Annotated in this window: 16 protein-coding genes; 1 reads left to right on the forward strand and 15 read right to left on the reverse strand. The window is 71.6% G+C overall.

Annotated elements, in window-relative coordinates; translation table 11 throughout:
• Positions 1 to 493 precede the first annotated feature (493 nt).
• The 15 genes from tyrS to infC form a co-directional block, all read right to left on the reverse strand.
• Positions 494 to 1,753 carry a tyrosine--tRNA ligase gene (tyrS, locus tag LOY02_RS12875; RefSeq protein WP_317182760.1) on the reverse strand — a complete coding sequence of 420 codons (1,260 nt, stop codon included), beginning with the start codon at positions 1,751 to 1,753 and terminating at the stop codon, positions 494 to 496.
• 189 nt (positions 1,754 to 1,942) lie between these two features.
• Positions 1,943 to 2,596, reverse strand: a complete 654-nt coding sequence (locus LOY02_RS12880; protein WP_317182761.1) for a DNA-3-methyladenine glycosylase — start codon at positions 2,594 to 2,596, stop codon at positions 1,943 to 1,945.
• A gap of 4 nt (positions 2,597 to 2,600) precedes the next feature.
• Positions 2,601 to 4,037: an argininosuccinate lyase gene (gene argH / locus LOY02_RS12885; RefSeq protein ID WP_317182762.1), complete on the reverse strand. Its 1,437-nt coding sequence runs from the start codon at positions 4,035 to 4,037 to the stop codon at positions 2,601 to 2,603.
• A 29-nt stretch (positions 4,038 to 4,066) separates the two neighbouring features.
• Complete coding sequence (gene argR / locus LOY02_RS12890; protein ID WP_317182763.1) at positions 4,067 to 4,552, reverse strand: arginine repressor; 486 nt, start codon at positions 4,550 to 4,552, stop codon at positions 4,067 to 4,069.
• Positions 4,549 to 5,730 carry an acetylornithine transaminase gene (locus tag LOY02_RS12895; RefSeq protein WP_317182764.1) on the reverse strand — a complete coding sequence of 394 codons (1,182 nt, stop codon included), beginning with the start codon at positions 5,728 to 5,730 and terminating at the stop codon, positions 4,549 to 4,551. The genes argR and LOY02_RS12895 overlap by 4 nt, the downstream gene beginning before the upstream one ends.
• Entirely contained in the window at positions 5,727 to 6,668 is a 942-nt protein-coding gene (gene argB, locus LOY02_RS12900; RefSeq protein WP_317182765.1) for an acetylglutamate kinase, read from the reverse strand. Before argB ends, LOY02_RS12895 begins: the two co-directional genes overlap by 4 nt.
• A complete protein-coding gene (gene argJ, locus LOY02_RS12905; protein ID WP_317182766.1) occupies positions 6,665 to 7,822 on the reverse strand; it encodes a bifunctional glutamate N-acetyltransferase/amino-acid acetyltransferase ArgJ in 1,158 nt (385 codons plus the stop codon). The genes argB and argJ overlap by 4 nt, the downstream gene beginning before the upstream one ends.
• A complete protein-coding gene (argC, locus tag LOY02_RS12910) occupies positions 7,819 to 8,868 on the reverse strand; it encodes an N-acetyl-gamma-glutamyl-phosphate reductase (RefSeq protein WP_317182767.1) in 1,050 nt (349 codons plus the stop codon). Before argC ends, argJ begins: the two co-directional genes overlap by 4 nt.
• A gap of 113 nt (positions 8,869 to 8,981) precedes the next feature.
• The gene (pheT, locus tag LOY02_RS12915) at positions 8,982 to 11,543 is read right to left on the reverse strand and encodes a phenylalanine--tRNA ligase subunit beta (protein WP_317182768.1); all 2,562 of its coding nucleotides are present in this window, start codon (positions 11,541 to 11,543) and stop codon (positions 8,982 to 8,984) included.
• Position 11,544: 1 nt separating this feature from the next.
• The gene (gene pheS / locus LOY02_RS12920; RefSeq protein WP_317182769.1) at positions 11,545 to 12,654 is read right to left on the reverse strand and encodes a phenylalanine--tRNA ligase subunit alpha; all 1,110 of its coding nucleotides are present in this window, start codon (positions 12,652 to 12,654) and stop codon (positions 11,545 to 11,547) included.
• A gap of 258 nt (positions 12,655 to 12,912) precedes the next feature.
• Positions 12,913 to 14,037, reverse strand: a complete 1,125-nt coding sequence (locus tag LOY02_RS12925) for an ATP-binding protein (protein WP_317182770.1) — start codon at positions 14,035 to 14,037, stop codon at positions 12,913 to 12,915.
• An 81-nt stretch (positions 14,038 to 14,118) separates the two neighbouring features.
• Complete coding sequence (locus LOY02_RS12930; protein ID WP_317182771.1) at positions 14,119 to 14,922, reverse strand: RNA methyltransferase; 804 nt, start codon at positions 14,920 to 14,922, stop codon at positions 14,119 to 14,121.
• Between the two features lie 35 nt (positions 14,923 to 14,957).
• Positions 14,958 to 15,347, reverse strand: a complete 390-nt coding sequence (gene rplT, locus LOY02_RS12935) for a 50S ribosomal protein L20 (RefSeq protein WP_317182772.1) — start codon at positions 15,345 to 15,347, stop codon at positions 14,958 to 14,960.
• Positions 15,348 to 15,445: 98 nt separating this feature from the next.
• Complete coding sequence (gene rpmI / locus LOY02_RS12940; protein WP_034719222.1) at positions 15,446 to 15,640, reverse strand: 50S ribosomal protein L35; 195 nt, start codon at positions 15,638 to 15,640, stop codon at positions 15,446 to 15,448.
• A 107-nt stretch (positions 15,641 to 15,747) separates the two neighbouring features.
• The gene (infC, locus tag LOY02_RS12945; protein WP_317182774.1) at positions 15,748 to 16,377 is read right to left on the reverse strand and encodes a translation initiation factor IF-3; all 630 of its coding nucleotides are present in this window, start codon (positions 16,375 to 16,377) and stop codon (positions 15,748 to 15,750) included.
• Positions 16,378 to 16,474: 97 nt separating this feature from the next.
• Between infC and LOY02_RS12950 the strand changes: the two genes are divergently transcribed.
• Positions 16,475 to 16,663 (forward strand): hypothetical protein (locus LOY02_RS12950; RefSeq protein WP_317182773.1); only part of this gene is annotated, 189 nt, incomplete at its 3' end.

Genomic DNA, 16,663 nt, shown 5'->3' on the forward strand with positions numbered 1-16,663 from the left:
CGGACACACACCATCAACCAACCCAACCAGGCCAGCATCCGGGGCAACCCTTCAAATTTACTCGCATCCACCTTCGGGGTCAAACTCGTGGGCCCGCCGTGGTGGCGGTCGAGTCAGCCCCGCATTGTCTCTGCGAGACCCGCAGCCGAGAGCACCACAGTGTGGGTCTCGATCGTGGGATGTCTGCCCCGGGACCGGCCTACTTCGCTCGACGATCGCTCGCCGACGCCGTGGCGTCCGTTCCTCCCTGTCGGGCTGACGAAGAGAAGATTAGCCCGGGACCCCCGCGAATGCCAAATCCCCCCAATAGCCCCACGCTGGAGGCGATCCCAGCCCGATGCCGGCCCGATCCCAGCCCGATCCCAGCCCTGCGCTGCCGCTCTGCCTCTGCCTCCGGGCCCCCGCGCAGGTCGACGCGTGGAACCGTTCCCGGACGCCCACACGGGCATCCGGGGCCGCACGAGATCTCCGCACGCCGTCCGCAGCGCGCTGCTCAGGCCCGGCGCGCCGCCGCCAGACTCTTGCGACCTCGTTTGAGGATGGCGACCCTGCCATGGAGGAAGTCGTCCTCGCCCAGCACCCGTTCGGGGTCCGTCACCTTGACGTTGTTGAGCGAGGCGCCCCCCTCGCCGATGGTGCGCCGTGCCGCGTTGCGCGACTCGACGAGCCCGGTCGCGACCATGGCGTCGACGAACCCCGTGCCCGCTGCGACGTCGGCCCCCGGCAGCTCCGCCGTGGCGTCGACGAGCGTGGCGGCATCGAGCCCACCCAGCTCGCCCTTGCCGAAGAGCGCCTCACTCGCCGCCTGGACCGAGGTGGTCGCCTCCGAACCGTGCACCAGGGTCGTGATGTCGGCAGCGAGGGTCCGCTGCGCGGCCCGGCGGAACGGCTCCTCCTTGACCTGCCGCTCGAGCTCGGCGATCTCGTCCCTGGTCCGGTCGGTGAAGACCTTGAGCATCGTCACGACCGACGCATCCTCGACGTTGAGGAAGTACTGGTAGAAGGCGTACGGGCTGGTCATGTCGGCGGAGAGCCAGACGGCGTTGCCCTCCGACTTGCCGAACTTGTTGCCCGCCGCGTCGACGAGCAGCGGCGTCGTGAAGCAGTGCACCGAGGCCCCGTCGGATCGGTGGATGAGGTCCACGCCTGCGGTGAGGTTGCCCCACTGGTCGCTGCCACCGGTCTGGAGGGTGCACCCGTAGGTGCGGAACAGGTGCCGGTAGTCGAGCGCCTGGAGCAGCTGGTAGCTGAACTCGGTGTACGAGATGCCCTCCTGGCTCTCCAGGCGCGCGGCGATCGCTTCCTTCTTGACCATCTGGTTGACCCGGAAGTGCTTGCCGACGTCGCGGAGGAAGTCGAGCGCGGTCAGCTCCGCGGTCCAGTCGAGGTTGTCGACGAGCAGGGCGGGGTTGTCGCCCTCGAAGTCGAGGAACGGCTGGACGAGGGCCTTGATCCGGGCGACGTTCGCCGCGGTCTGCTCCTTCGTCTTGAGGATCCGCTCCGACGTCGGCCTGGGGTCGCCGATCTGACCCGTGGAGCCACCCACGAGACAGATGACCCGGTGGCCGGCCCGCTGGAAGAGCCGGAGCACGACGAGCTGGACGAGGTTGCCGAAGTGCAGCGACGGGGCCGTCGGGTCGAAGCCGCAATACAGCGTGATCGGTCCCTCCGCGAGTGCCTCGCGCAGCGCCGCCTCGTCGGTGGTCTGTGCCACCAGGCCGCGCCACTGCAGCTCGTCGAAGATGTCGGTCACGGGTATCGGTGTCCTCTCGGTCCATGGGTCGCGCGGGATGCGCGCCCGCAGGTCACAGCGTGCCCTACGCCAGGCCGGGCGAGCCAATGGGTTGGCTGTCGTCCCACATCACGGCCGAGGTGCCCCATCCAGTGAGAGCAGGATCGGCCGTATGCCGCTGGGCTGGGTCGCGCCGAAGCGTGCGGGCGGTCACGCCTTCGGTCGACGGCTGCGGACGACGCCGGGCCGGTACGCCGACACCGTCGGGTCACCGTCGAGCCAGAACCGCCATGGGTAGGCGGACCCGTCGCCACCCGGGCCACTCACGCCGACCCGCGGGCCCGTCCGGACCCGTCCCGGGTCGAGGTCGTCCTCGGGCCCCGTCACGACGAGCTCGACCGGCTCACCGATCGGGGGGCGGCAGAAGTCGCGGTCTGTCTCGTCCCGACCGAGCGCCAGCACCTGGCCCATCCGGCCCGGTCCGCGAGCCCAGTCGCGCTCGGCCACCCCGGGACGGCGCTCGCGCGCGAGGTCGTGGCCGTCGACGACCTCCCCGCCACGGAGCAGCACGGCCGACGCGCTGCCCTCGTCGCCCACGACGAGGTTCGCGCACCAGTGGTGACCGTAGGTGAAGTACACGTAGAGGAACCCTGCGGGACCGAACATGACCCGGGTGCGCGGCGTCGGACCGCGGTAGGCGTGGGACCCGGGATCGATCTGGCCCGCGTAGGCCTCGACCTCGGTCAGCCGGACCGTGACCCCGGCATGGTGCACGGTGCAGCCGAGCAGCTCCGGCGCGACCTCGAGGACGGGGCGTGCGAAGAACGACCGGGGCAGGCGGTCAGCGGAGGATCGGCTGGTCACGCCGTCAGACGCTACCGCCGACCCACGACCGTGCCCGCGCGAGCGCCTCCTTGGCGGCCGCGAGCTGCTCACGGACCCGGGCGGGGGCGGTCCCGCCGACGGCGTCGCGCGACGCGAGCGAGCCCTCCACCGACAGGACGCTTCGGATGTCGGGCGTCAGGTGCTCGCTGATCCGGGCGAAGTCCGCATCCGAGAGGTCCCACAGCTCGATCCCGCGTCCCTCGCACTCGCGGACGCAGGCGCCCGCGACCTCGTGCGCCACGCGGAACGGCACCCCCTCGCGCACGAGCCACTCGGCGATGTCGGTCGCGAGGGCGAAGCCCTGCGGCGCCAGGGAGGCGAGGCGCTCGGCGTCGAAGCGCATCGTCGCGACCATCCCCGAGAACGCGGGCAGCAGGACCTCCAGCGTGTCGATCGCGTCGAAGACCGGCTCCTTGTCCTCCTGGAGGTCCCGGTTGTACGCGAGCGGCAGCGCCTTGAGGGTCGTGAGCAGGCCGGCGAGGTCGCCGACGAGCCGGCCGGCCTTGCCGCGGGCGAGCTCGGCGACGTCGGGGTTCTTCTTCTGCGGCATGATGCTCGACCCCGTCGAGTAGGCGTCGTCGAGCGTGACGAAGGAGAACTCCTTGGTCGCCCAGATGACGACCTCCTCGGCGATCCGCGAGATGTCGACGGCGGTCATCGCGCAGACGAAGGCGAACTCCGCGACGAAGTCCCGCGAGGCGGTCCCGTCGATCGAGTTCTCGACCGCCCGGGCGAAGCCGAGCTCCCTCGCGACGACCTCCGGGTCGAGCCCCAGCGAGGAACCCGCCAGGGCGCCGGAGCCGTACGGCGAGGCGTCGGCCCGGCCGTCCCAGTCGCCGAGACGGTCCACGTCGCGCAGCAGGGCCCAGACGTGGGCGAGCAGGTGGTGCGACAGGAGGACGGGCTGGGCGTGCTGCAGGTGCGTGCGGCCCGGCATCGCGACCCCGAGGTGCTCGTCCGCCTGGCCGATCAGGGCCTCGACGACGTCGAGCACGAGGCCGCCCACAACACGGGCGTGCTCGCGCAGGTACATCCGGAAGAGAGTGGCCACCTGGTCGTTGCGGGACCGTCCGGCACGCAGTCGCCCGCCGAGGTCCGCGCCGATCCGGTCGATGAGGCCGCGCTCGAGCGCCGTGTGGACGTCCTCGTCCTCCTCGGCGGGGACGAAGGCGCCGGACCGCACGTCGGCCTCGAGGCGGTCCAACCCGGCCAGCATCCCGGCGAGCTCTTCGGCGGAGAGGAGCCCAGCGGCATACAGCACTCGCGCGTGTGCGCGGGACCCGGCGATGTCCTGCTTCGCCAACCGCCAGTCGAAGTGGGTGCTCTTGGAGAGGGCCGCGAGGGCCTCGTCGGGGCCGCTCGCAAAACGACCGCCCCAGAGGCTCACCCGCTCGGCGGGCTGCGGCGCATCGGTGCTCATCGAGTTCTCCTTGTGCAGGTCGGGGGCGGTCAGTCCTGGGAGCCGACGAGGCTCTGGAGCCGCGTGGCGATCCTCGCAGCCTGCGCACTGGAGGCGGCGACGAGCATGATCGTGTCGTCGCCGGCGAGCGTGCCGACGACGTCGGGGTCGCGGGTCTGGTCGATCGCGGACGCGAGGTAGTTCGCGGCACCCGGCGGCGTGCGCAGGACGACGAGGTTCTGCGCGGGCGTGGCGGAGACGAGCAGCTCCTCGCAGGTGCGGCGCAACCGGGCGCTCGCGTCGTCCCCGATGGACCCGGTGGCGGCTACGTCGCGCCCCTCCCCCGGGACGGCGTAGACGAGGGAGCGGCCCCGGCGCACCTTGACCGCGCCCACCTCGACGAGGTCCCGGGACAGCGTCGCCTGGGTCACCTCGATCCCCTCCGCACCGAGGAGGTCCGACAGCTCGCCCTGGCTCCTCACCTCGTGCTGCTCGAGGAGCTCGAGGATGCGGGCCTGGCGCTGGGTGCGGCTCACGCGTGCTCCCGTGCGCTCTCGAGGATCGCCGGCAGGGCGTCGACGAAGCTGCCGAGCTCGTCGTCGGTGAGGATGAGCGGTGGCGCGAGGCGCAGGGCCGTCGGAGTGACGGCGTTGACGATGAAACCGGCCTCCCGCGCGGCGGCCATCGCCGCAGGTGCGGGTATGCCGCTGAGCTCGATCGCGCGCAGCAGGCCGCGTCCGCGCGTGGCCGAGACCCCGGGGACGTCGAGGTCGTCGAGGATCGATCCGACGCGCCGGGCGTTGCCGAGCAGGTCCTCGCGCTCGATGGTGTCGAGGACGGCGAGCCCGGCCGCGCAGGCGAGGGGGTTGCCGCCGAAGGTCGTGCCGTGCTGGCCGGCCGCGAGCAGACCCGTGACGTCACCGCCGAAGGTGACGAGGGCACCGATGGGCACGCCTCCGGCGAGGCCCTTGGCGAGGGTCATCGCGTCGGGCACGATCTCGGCGGCCTGGTGCGCGAACCAGTGTCCGGTGCGGCCGATGCCGGTCTGGATCTCGTCGAGGACGAGGAGTGCCCCGTGCCGGGAGGTGAGGTCGCGGGCCAGGCGCAGGTAGTCCGCCGGCAGCTCGCGGACGCCGGCCTCACCCTGGATCGGCTCGACGAAGAGGGCCGCCGTCGTGTCGTCGACCGCGGCGCGCAGGGCCGCCTCGTCGCCCGGGGGCACGAAGACGACGTCGGGGATGAGCGGCTCGAAGGGCTCCCGGTAGGCCGCCTTGTGGGTCAGGGCGAGCGCGCCCGTCGACCGGCCGTGGAAGGAGCCCTCGAGGGCGACGATGCGGGTCCTGCCGGTGCGGCGCGACAGCTTGATCGCGGCCTCGATCGCCTCGGTGCCGGAGTTGGCGAAGAAGACGCCCGACCCACCGGGGGCCGCGGAGAGCGTGAGGAGCCGTTCGGCGAGCAGGATGGCCGGCTCGGACGTGAAGAAGTTGCTGATGTGGATGGCCTGCTCGGCCTGCTTCGCGACGGCCTGGACGAGCGCGGGATGGCCGTGGCCGAGGGCGTTGACGGCGATCCCCGAGAGGAGGTCGAGATAGCGCTTGCCGTCGACATCGGTCACCCAGCAGCCGTGGCCGGAGGCGAGCACGAGCTGCGGCTGCCCGAAGACCTGGACCATCGCCCCGGCGTAGCGGTGCATGAGGTCGGTGCTGGTGGTCACGCTGCACCCTCCTCGTCCGGGAGCACCATGGTGCCGATGCCCTCGTCGGTGAAGACCTCGAGGAGGATCGAGTGCGGCTGGCGGCCGTCGACGACGTGGGTCTGCGGCACCCCGCCCTCGACCGCGCGGATGCAGGCCTCGAGCTTGGGCACCATGCCCTCGTCCACGCGCGCGAGCAGCTCCTTGGCGGCGGAGACCTCGATGGACGACAGGAGCGAGGCTCGGTCGGGCCAGTCGGCGTAGATGCCCTCGACGTCGGTGAGCACGACGAGCTTCTCCGCGTCGAGCGCGACCGCCAGGGCGGCGGCGGCGGTGTCGGCGTTGACGTTGAGGACCTGGCCGTCGACGTCGAGGTCCGGGGCGATGGTCGAGACGACGGGGACCCGTCCGGCGGCGAGGATGTCGAGGACGGCCGACGGGTTGACGCTCTCGACGTCCCCGACGAGGCCGAGGTCCACGAGCTCCCCGTCGACGACGGTGCCGCGCCTGCGGGCCCCGAGCAGGTGGGCGTCCTCGCCGGACAGCCCAACGGCGATCGGTCCGTGCTGGTTGAGGAGCCCGACGAGCTCACGCCCCACCTGGCCCGTGAGGACCATCCGGACGACGTCCATCACCTCGGGTGTCGTGACCCGGAGGCCGCCCTTGAACTCGCTGTCGAGGCCGAGGCGACCGAGCATCGCCTTGATCTGGGGGCCCCCGCCATGGACGACGACGGGACGCAGGCCCGCGTAGCGGAGGAAGGCGATGTCCTGGGCGAACGCCCGCTTGAGCTGGTCGTCGACCATCGCGTTGCCGCCGTACTTGACGACGACCAGCGCGCCGCGGAAGCGCTCGAGCCACGGCAGGGCCTCGACGAGGGTCGCGGCCTTGCCGGCAGCGACCCGGATGGCCGCCGCGTCGATGAGGCCTCTCAGGCTCTGGTGCGAAGGAGGTGTCATGTGCTGTAGGCCGAGTTCTCGTGGACGTAGTCGTGGGTGAGGTCGTTGGTCCACACGGTGGCGGTCTCGTCCCCCACGTGGAGGTCGACGAGGACGTGGACCTCCCGCGGACTGAGGTCGACAAGGGACCGGTCCTCGCCGACGCCGCCCGCCCGGCAGACCTGGACGCCGTTCATGGCGACGTCGAGCTGTGACGGGTCGAAGGCGGCGCGGGTGGTCCCGACCGCCGCGAGCACCCGTCCCCAGTTGGGGTCGTTGCCGAAGACCGCGCACTTGAAGAGGTTGTTGCGGGCCACCGACCTGGCCACCTCGAGGGCGTCGTCGACCGAGGCAGCGCCGCGCACCTCGATGGCGATGTCGTGGGCGGCTCCCTCGGCGTCGGCGATGAGCTGCCGGGCCAGGCTCGAGCACACGCCGGTCAGGGCTTCCGTCAGGGCAGCGCGCTCGACCGTGACGCCCGACGCTCCCGACGCCAGCGCGACGACGGTGTCGTTGGTCGACATGCAGGCGTCCGAGTCGATCCGGTCGAAGGTCACCGACGTCGCGGCCCGCAGCGCTGCGTCGAGGTCGGGGCCGGTGACGACGGCGTCGGTGGCGAGGACGACGAGCATCGTCGCCAGCGCGGGGGCCAGCATCCCCGCTCCCTTGGCCATCCCGGAGACGGACCACCCGTCGCCGGTGTGCGCGGCGACCTTGTGGACGGTGTCCGTCGTCATGATCGCCACCGCCGCCGCCTCGAGGCCCTCAGGAGCCAGCGATCCCGCTGCCGCCGTCACGCCGTCGAGGAGGCGGTCCATCGGCAGGAGCTCTCCGATGAGGCCTGTGGAGCAGACGACGACGTCACCGGACGAGATGCCGAGGACCTCGGCAGTGTGCTCGGCCGTGCGGTGCGTGTCGGCGAATCCCTGGGGACCGGTGCACGCGTTTGCGCCACCGGAGTTGAGGACGACCGCGTCGACGCGTCCGTCAGTGACCACCTGGCGGGACCACGTCACCGGTGCCGCCTCGACGCGGTTGGTCGTGAACACGGCCGCGCCGACGTGGTCGGGGCCGTCGTTGACGACGAGTGCGACATCCGGCCGGCCGCTGCCCTTGAGCCCGGCCGTCACGCCGGCAGCCCGGAAGCCGCGCGGCAGCTGGACCCGGGGGCTCACGGCGCCACCCCCGCGAGCGGCAGACCGGTGGTCTCGTCGAGGCCGAGGGCGAGGTTCGCGCTCTGGACGGCTGCTCCAGCCGTGCCCTTGGTGAGGTTGTCGACGGCGGCGACCACGACCACCCGACCGACCCGCTCGTCGACGGTGACCTGGACGTGGACGGTGTTGCTGCCGAGCACGTCGGCCGTCCGCGGCCACTGGCCCTCGGGCAGGAGGTGGACGAACGGCTCGTCGGCGTAGGCCTGCTCCCAGACCGAACGCACCGTGCCGGCATCGGTCCCGTGGGCGACCCTGCCGGTGCACGTGGCGAGGATGCCTCGCGCCATCGGGGCCAGGGTCGGGGTGAACGAGACGGTCACCGGCGTGCCGGCGGCCAGGCTGAGGTTCTGCTCGATCTCCGGCGTGTGCCGGTGCACTCCGCCGACGCCGTAGGGCGACATCGAGCCCATCACCTCGCTGCCGAGCAGGTGCGGCTTGAGGCCCTTGCCGGCCCCGGACGTCCCCGAGGCCGCGACGACGACGATGTCCTCAGGTGCGATGGCTCCCTCGGCGAGCCCGGGGGCCAGGGCAAGGGAGACCGCCGTCGGATAGCAGCCGGGCACCGCGATCCGCCGGGCTCCTGCCAGCCTGCTCCGCTGCTTCCCGGTGCTCTCGCCGGCGACCGTGAGCTCAGGCATGCCGTAGGGCCAGGAGCCTGCGTAGGGCGTGTCGTAGAACGTCGTCCACGCCTCGGCCGACTCGAGGCGGAAGTCGGCGCCGCAGTCGATGACGACGACCTCGTCGGACAGCTGGGCGGCCAGGTCGGCCGAGTGACCGTGCGGCAGGGCGAGGAAGACGACGTCGTGCCCGGCGAGGACCTCCGCCGTCGTGTCCTCGAGGCGTCGTCCCGCCAAGGGGGTCAGGTGGGGATGGATGCTCCCGAGGAGCTCCCCCGCGTTGCCGCCCGCCGTCACGGCGCCGATCTCGATGTGCGGGTGGGCGAGCAGGAGCCGGAGGATCTCTCCCCCGGCGTACCCGCTCGCCCCCGCGACTGCTGCCCTGATCACGATGCATGACTATACACGGTCATGCATACTTCTGCATCCTCCTCGAGCGGGCGGGACGGGCCCGCGTCGGGTCGGGTTCGTCGGGTCGGGTGTGTCGGGCGCGGGCATTCCGGTCAGCGCTGGACGGCGCCCACGGCAGCAGCCGCGGAGGCGACAGCAGCGTCGCGGTAGCCGTTGACCTCCTCGGTCGTCAGGGTCCGGTCGGCCGCCCGGAACGTGAGCCGGTAGGCGAGCGACTTGTGTCCCGGCTCGATCCGCTCGCCTGCGTAGACGTCGAAGAGCGTGACGGACTCGAGGGACTCCCCCGCCCCCGATCGCAGCGCCGCCTCGACGTCGCCGGCGCCCACGTCCGTCGGGACGAGCAGGGCGATGTCGGTGAGGGCCGGCGGGAAGGTCGAGAACGGGGCCGCCTGGACCGCCCGATCGCTCGCGTGAGTGAGGACGTCGACGTCGAACTCCGCCGCCACGGTCCGGGGCGGCAGGTCGAGGGCCGTGAGCACCTTCGGGTGGAGCTCGCCCGCATGGCCGACGAGCGTGCCGTCGGCGAGAGTGATGCGAGCGCACCGGCCCGGGTGCCACGGCGCGTGACTCGGGTCCGCCGACACGACGACCGGGACGACGAGCGCGGCGGCGACCGCTTGGACGGCCGCCACCATGTCGCTCCAGTCTGCCGATCGACCATCGCCCCACCAGCCGGACTGCTCGATCAGCCCCGTCGCGAGGATGCCCACCCGTCGCGGCTGGGCGGGCACGGCGGCATACAGCTGCTCGAGCTCGTCGTCCGACGGGCGACCCGACACGCTGGGGATCGGCGCCCGCCCCAGCGGACCGCCGGGGCGGAACACGAGCCCGACCTCGTAGAGCGCGACGTCCTTGTGGCCGCGGGAGACGTTGCGGCGGAGCACGTCGACGAGGCTCGCGAGGACCGAGGTCCGCAGCAGCGGCCGCTCCTCGGAGAGCGGGTTGGCGAGCCGCACGGCGCGACGTCGGTCGTCGTCCTCGGGCAGCATCAGCTGGTCGGCCAGGTCCTCGGCGACGAACGGGTAGCTCAGCACCTCTGTGTAGCCCGCGCCGGCCAGGGCATCGGCGACCACGCGCCTCGTCTTCTGCCCGTGCGTCAGGCCACGGCCCTCGCTCGGCCGCGGCGTGACCGACGGGATGTTGTTGTAGCCATCGATCCGCGCCACCTCCTCCGCGTAGTCCGGCGCGTCCGCGAGGTCCGGGCGCCAGGACGGAGGGGTCACGTCGACCCGGCGCTCGTCGTCGGTCTCGGCGACGTCGGCCCCGAGGTCCCGAAGGATCTGGATGACCCGCTCCCGGGGGTAGTCGACGCCGACGAGCCGCGACGGCTCCGTCACGTCGAGGCGATAGGCCGAACGGCTCGTCGTGCGGTCGACGTCGGTCACCCCCGGGTCGGCCTGCCCCCCGCCGTGCTCGACGAGCAGGCGGACGGCGAGCTCGGCCGCAGCGGCGGGGATCCGCGGGTCGACCCCGCGCTCGAAGCGCTTCGAGGCCTCGCTGACGAGCTTGTGCCGCCGGGAGGTCCGCGCCACCGAGGTCGGGTCGAAGTGCGCGGCCTCGATGAGGACATTGGTCGTCGTGTCGCTCACCTCGGACGAGGCGCCACCCATCACACCGGCCATTCCGAGGACTGTCTCGCCACCACCATCACCCGCGTCGGTGATGAGCAGGTCCTCCGGGTCCAACGTGCGCTCCACGTCGTCGAGCGTCGTCAGCGTCTCCCCGACCCGGGCGCGCCGCACGACGATCGGACCACCGAGGCGGTCGAGGTCGTAGGCGTGCAACGGCTGGCCGAGGGCCATCATCACGTAGTTGGTGACGTCGACGGCGAGCGAGATCGGTCGCATGCCGAGCTGGGCGATCCGCTTCTGCATCCACGACGGCGACGGCGCCGAGGCATCGACTCCGCGCACCACCCTGGCGACGAACCGGTCGCACCCGACGACGCCGTCCAGGGGTGCGTCGTCCTGGAGCACGACGGGGTGGCCGGAGTCGTTCGGTGCAGGCGTGTCGATGAGGGCAGGGTCCCGGAAGCCCCCGGGCGGACTGCCCTGGCTGTGCCAGTACTCGCGGGCGAGCCCGCGGATCGAGAAGCAGTAGCCACGGTCGGGCGTGACGTTGGCCTCGATGGTCTCCTCGCCGAGCCCGAGGAGTGCGATCGCGTCGTCGCCGGGCTTGACGTCGGCCACGTGCTCCTCGCCGAGCAGTCGGGGCAGGACGATGATGCCGGCGTGGTCGTGGCCGATCCCGATCTCGTCCTCGGCGCAGATCATCCCGTTGGACATGCGGCCATACGTCTTGCGGGCCGTGATGTGGAAGCCGCCGGGCAGGGTCGCACCGGGCAGGACGACGACGACGAGGTCGCCGACATCGAAGTTCGTGGCCCCGCAGACGATCTCCTGGTGCTTGCCCTCGGTGACCATCTGTCCGTTGTCGCCGACGTCGACGACGCAGAAGCGGATCGGCTTGCCGTTCTTCTGGATCGTCTCCTCGAAGTCGAGCACACGGCCGACGACGAGGGGCCCGGTGATGTCGCCACCGTGGAGGTCCTCCTCCTCGAGACCGACGGAGACGAGGGACGCTGCGACGTCGAGACCGGTCGCACCGGGGGCGAGGTCGGTGTACTCGGCAAGCCAGCTCAGGGGAGCCCGCATCTCAGACCTCCATTCCGAACTGACGCGAGAAGCGCACGTCACCCTCGACCATCTCGTGCATGCCCTGGACCCCGTGACGGAGCATGAGCGCCCTCTCGATCCCGAGCCCGAAGGCAAAGCCGGTGTAGACGTCGGGGTCGACGCCGCAGGCCCGCAGGACCTTCCGGTTGACCATGCCGGACCCGCCGAGCTCGATCCAGCCGGATCCGCCGCAGACCCGGCACTGGCCACCACCCTCGTCGGAGCCCGCGCCGTGGCACGCGAAACAGACGAAGTCGGTCTCCATCGACGGCTCCGTGAAGGGGAAGTACGAGGCGCGCACGCGGGTCTGGGTGTCCTCGCCGAACATGATCTTGACGAAGGCGTCGATCGACCCCCGCAGGTGCGCCATCGTCAGGCCCTTGTCGACCGCGAGGCACTCGATCTGGTGGAAGACCGGAGTGTGCGTGGCGTCGAGGTCGTCGGTGCGGTAGACCTTGCCCGGCGCGACGACGTAGATGGGCGGGTCCTTCTCCAGCATCGTGCGGATCTGCACCGGCGACGTGTGCGTGCGCAGGACGAGTCCCGAGTCGACCGGGTCGAGGAAGAAGGTGTCCTGCATCTGGCGGGCCGGGTGGTCCGGTCCCAGGTTGAGGGCATCGAAGTTGAGCCACTCGCTCTCCAGCTCAGGGCCCTCGGCGACCTCCCAGCCCATCCCGACGAAGGCGTCGACGAGGCGCTGGGACACGAGCTCGATGGGGTGCCGCGCCCCGAAGGGCCTGCGGACCGCGGGAACCGTCACGTCGACCCGCTCCTCGACCAGGATCCGCTCGTCCCGCTCGGCCTCGAGCGCGGCCTGGCGGGCAGCGATGGCCGCGCCGACCCGGCCGCGGGCCTGACCGACGCGCTTGCCGGCCTCCGCCTTCGCACTCGGTGGCAGCGCCCCGATCTCACGGTTGGCGAGGGCCAGGGGACTCTTCTCCCCCTGGTGCGCGATGCGGACCGCCTTGAGGTCCTCGAGGGAGGCGGCGCCGGCGATGGCAGCCAGGGCCTGCTCGACAGCGGCTTCGACGTTCTCCGGGTCGAGGGCCGACACCTCGACCGGGTCATAGTTCGTGTTGGGTCCGGACATCTCTCGGCGTTCGCTGCTCTCGGTCGGGGCTGCTCTGGGTCACAGCGGTGGTGACTGTGGGCACTGCGGTGGCTACTGCGGTGGTCACTGACGGGCCGCCCTCGCTCGGGACGGCGGGGCGGCGACGTGGTCCAGTCTAGGGGCGGCCACCCAGGCCGGATGCAGCCTGTCCGGCAGCGGGTCACGCCGCGTGTGAGGGCAGCAGGTCAGAGCCCCGGGTCAGGACATCAGGTCAGCGCAGCAGGTCAACGCAGCAGGTCAGGGCAGCGCGACGGCATCCGGGACGCCGGCGGGCAGCCGGACGGCGAACCGCGCACCGCCGAGGGGGTTGGACTCGACCGACACCGACCCACCGTGCGCCTCCACCAGCCCCCGCACGACATAGAGGCCCAGTCCCGTGGTGGCGCCGTCGGACCCGCGCCAGAACCGCCCGAAGACCTTGTCGCGGTCCTCCGGCGCGATCCCCGCCCCCCGGTCGTCGACGAGGACGAGGACGGTGTCGCCGTCGGGCGCGTCGCGGTCCAGGGTCACCGTCACCGGGGCCGCGCCGTGCCGCAACGCGTTCTCGATGAGGTTGAAGAAGACCTGCTGCAGTCGGTCGGTGTCGGCCCACACCTCGGGCAGGCCGTGCTCCTGCGCCGACGGGCCCAGCCGCAGCAGCACCTGTCCGCCGGTGCGGCTCAGCTCGTGGCGGCCGACGTGAGCCGCGAGCAGCTCATGGAGGTCAACCGGCGTGAGACGCAGGCTGAGGCTGTCGGAGTCGAGCCTGGAGATGTCGAGCAGCTCGGTGATGAGCCGGGTGAGGCGGCTCGCGTCGGACTCGATCGTCTCGATCATGAGCCGCTTCTGCTCGTCCGTGAAGCGGTCCCAGCGCCTCAGGAGGCTGCTCGTGAAGCCGGTCACCGACGTCAGCGGAGCGCGCAGCTCGTGGGCGACGGTCGACAGGACGGTCGCCTGGTCGCGCTCGGCGCGGAGGCGGGCCTCCGCATCGCGCAGGCCGACGAGCATCCGTTGGAGGCGGCCGTTGCCCTCGGCGCGGATGTAGCGGGCGGTGACGAGCACGTCCCTGCCGTCGGGTCCGACGAGGAGCCGCTCGCGGTGTCGGGTCCGCGTGCTCGGCCCGGTCCACGGATCGGTGTGCTGCCACCAGTCGCGGCCGTACTTGTCGGAGAGCGGGAGGGCCTCGAGCGCCGGTCGCGCGACCATCTCCTCGGACGCTCGCCTGAGGATCCGGCAGGCCTCGCGGTTGACGAAGCGGATGATCCCGTCGCCGCCGACGACGACGAGCCCGTCGGGCAGGAGCTCGGCGAGCGAGGAGGCGGCCTGGACCGATTCCGGCGATGCCGGAAGGGTCACCACGTGGCCGTCGTCACCGGAGCCCATGATGCGAAGGATAGCCACGCCCCATGGTCCGTGGGAGATGCGAGCATGATTCCCCGTCGGCGGGCCGTGCGGGACGACGGGTCACCGTTGCCGATGGCGGGCCTCCGCGGAGGCATAGAGGCACAGGGTCGCGGCCATCGCGAGGTTGAGCGACTCGGCGTGCCCGTGGATGGGGACGCGGATGACCTCGTCGCAGGCTTCCCGCACCTCGGGCGCCAGGCCCCAGGCCTCGTTGCCCATGACCCACGCGTGCGCGCCCTGCAGGTCGGCGTCGGGCAGGAGGGTCTGCCCCGAGCCGTCTGCGGCGAGGAGGCGGATGCCTCTCGCCCGGAGCGCCTCGAGGATCGTCGGGATGGGCACGTCGGTGACGACCGGGAGGTGCCACAGCGAGCCGACGGTGGAGCGGACCACCTTGGGGCTGCGGACGTCCACGCTGGCGTCGCTGACGACGACGAGGTCGGCCCCGGCCGCGTCCGCGCCGCGGATGACCGTGCCGGCGTTGCCCGGGTCACGGACGTTCGTGAGGACGCACACGATGGCATCGGGCGGGAGGGCAGCCAACGCGGCGTCGAGGTCGGGCCCGGCCCAGCGGCATACGGCTGCGAGGCCCTGGGGGTGGTCGGCATCGCACATGGCCGCGAGCACCTCGGGAGTGACCTCATGCACCCACAGCCGGCGCGCGCGAGCCGCATCGACGATGTCCGTATGCCGCTCAGCGGCCTCCGGCGTGACGTAGACGTCACGCACGTCGTCGGGGGCGAAGCGAACCGCCTCGCGCACGGCCTGAGGACCCTCGGCGAGGAACTCGCCCGTGCGGGAACGCACCGAGCGCCGGGACAGGGCCCGGACTGACTTGACGCGATCGGCTCGCGGATTGGTCAGCACGGGATGTCCCGGCGCTCGACGTGCTCGAGGGTCGCTCAGGCGGCGTCGCCGGCCGTGGCACCCGACGCAGCGGGGACGTTGGCGCGGGAGACCTCGACGAGCGCGGCGAAGGCCGGCGCGTCGTTGACGGCGAGGTCGGCGAGGATCTTGCGGTCGACCTCGACCCCGGCGGCCTTGAGGCCCTGCATGAACCGGTTGTAGGTCATGCCGTTGGCGCGGGCAGCGGCGTTGATCCGCTGGATCCAGAGGCGACGGAAGTCGCCCTTCTTCGCGCGACGGTCACGGTAGGCGTAGCCGAGCGAGTGGGTGACCTGCTCCTTCGCCTTGCGGTAGAGCCGGGACCGCTGGCCGCGGTAGCCGCTCGCGCGCTCCAGGACGACCCGACGCTTCTTGTGGGCGTTGACTGCCCGTTTCACGCGTGCCACGTGAACACTCCTTCGTTACTCGAACACACTTCGGTGCTGCTGGCCTGACCGGGAGCCCCGGCTGCTCAGCGCGATGCTGGTGGGGGTGGCGTCCCGGCTCACTTGCCGAGGAGCTTCTTGACCTTCTTGGCGTCGGCGGGGGCGACCTCGACGTCGTTCGCGATCCGGCGCGTGTACCTCGACGACTTGCGCTCGAGCAGGTGACGGCCGCCGGCCTGCTCGCGCATGACCTTGCCCTTGCCCGTGAGGCGGAAGCGCTTCTTCGCACCGCTGTGCGTCTTCATCTTCGGCATGTCGCCGATCTCCTTCGTGTCGTGCCAGGCGTACAGGGCGTACGTGGACTCTCTGGGTGGCGCCGCGCGGAGCGGTCCACCGGGGTGGGACGTCTGTGGTGCGGCGGTCACTCCGCGGCGGTTGCCGCTGAGCTCTCGGGCGCGGTGGCTGCTTCGTCCGACCCTGCTCCGCGCGCGGCCTCCGCGCTGCGGTCGCGGGCCCGGCGCTGCTCTGCCTTGGCCTCTGCCTTCTTCTTCGTCGGCCCGATCACCATGATCATGTTGCGGCCGTCCTGCTTCGGCGCCGACTCGACGTAGCCGAGCTCGGCGATGTCCTCGGCCAGGCGCTCGAGCAGGCGGCGCCCGAGCTCCGGTCGGGACTGCTCCCGCCCCCGGAACATGATCGTCACCTTGACCTTGTCGCCGGCCTTGAGGAACCGCTCGACGTGACCCCGCTTGGTGCCGTAGTCGTGCGGGTCGATCTTGGGACGGAGCTTGATCTCCTTGATGACGGTGTTGACCTGGTTCTTGCGCGCTTCCCGTGCCTTCATGGCGGCTTCGTACTTGAACTTGCCGAAGTCCATGAGCTTGGCGACCGGCGGCTTGGCCATCGGGGCCACCTCGACGAGGTCGAGGTTCGCCTCCTCAGCCAGACGCAACGCGTCCTCGACGCGCACGATGCCGACCTGCTCACCATTGGGGCCAACCAAGCGCACTTCCGGGACCCGGATGCGCTCGTTGATGCGAGGCTCGCTGATGTGGTGCTCCTAAGTTCGATGACTGGGTGACGTTGCTGGTCGACCGGCCGCAAAGGAAAAGGCCCCCCGTGCGTGCACGAGGAGCCCAAGGTGTCGTATGCCGCTGAGGTGCCTCGTCGACATACGGCGCGGTGCCGCACCTCCCGAAGAGGGCGCAACCCACGCAGACCTGGAACCCGGCGACCTGCTGGCCGACGCGGGTGGAAGCGAGCTTCTCTTGCACGTCACCCGCCCGCTTGCACGGGTGGACGACTGGTCAGTGCTCAAGATTACCATCCGACCGAGG

Source organism: Intrasporangium sp., assembly GCF_032907665.1.
GTDB lineage: Bacteria > Actinomycetota > Actinomycetes > Actinomycetales > Dermatophilaceae > Intrasporangium.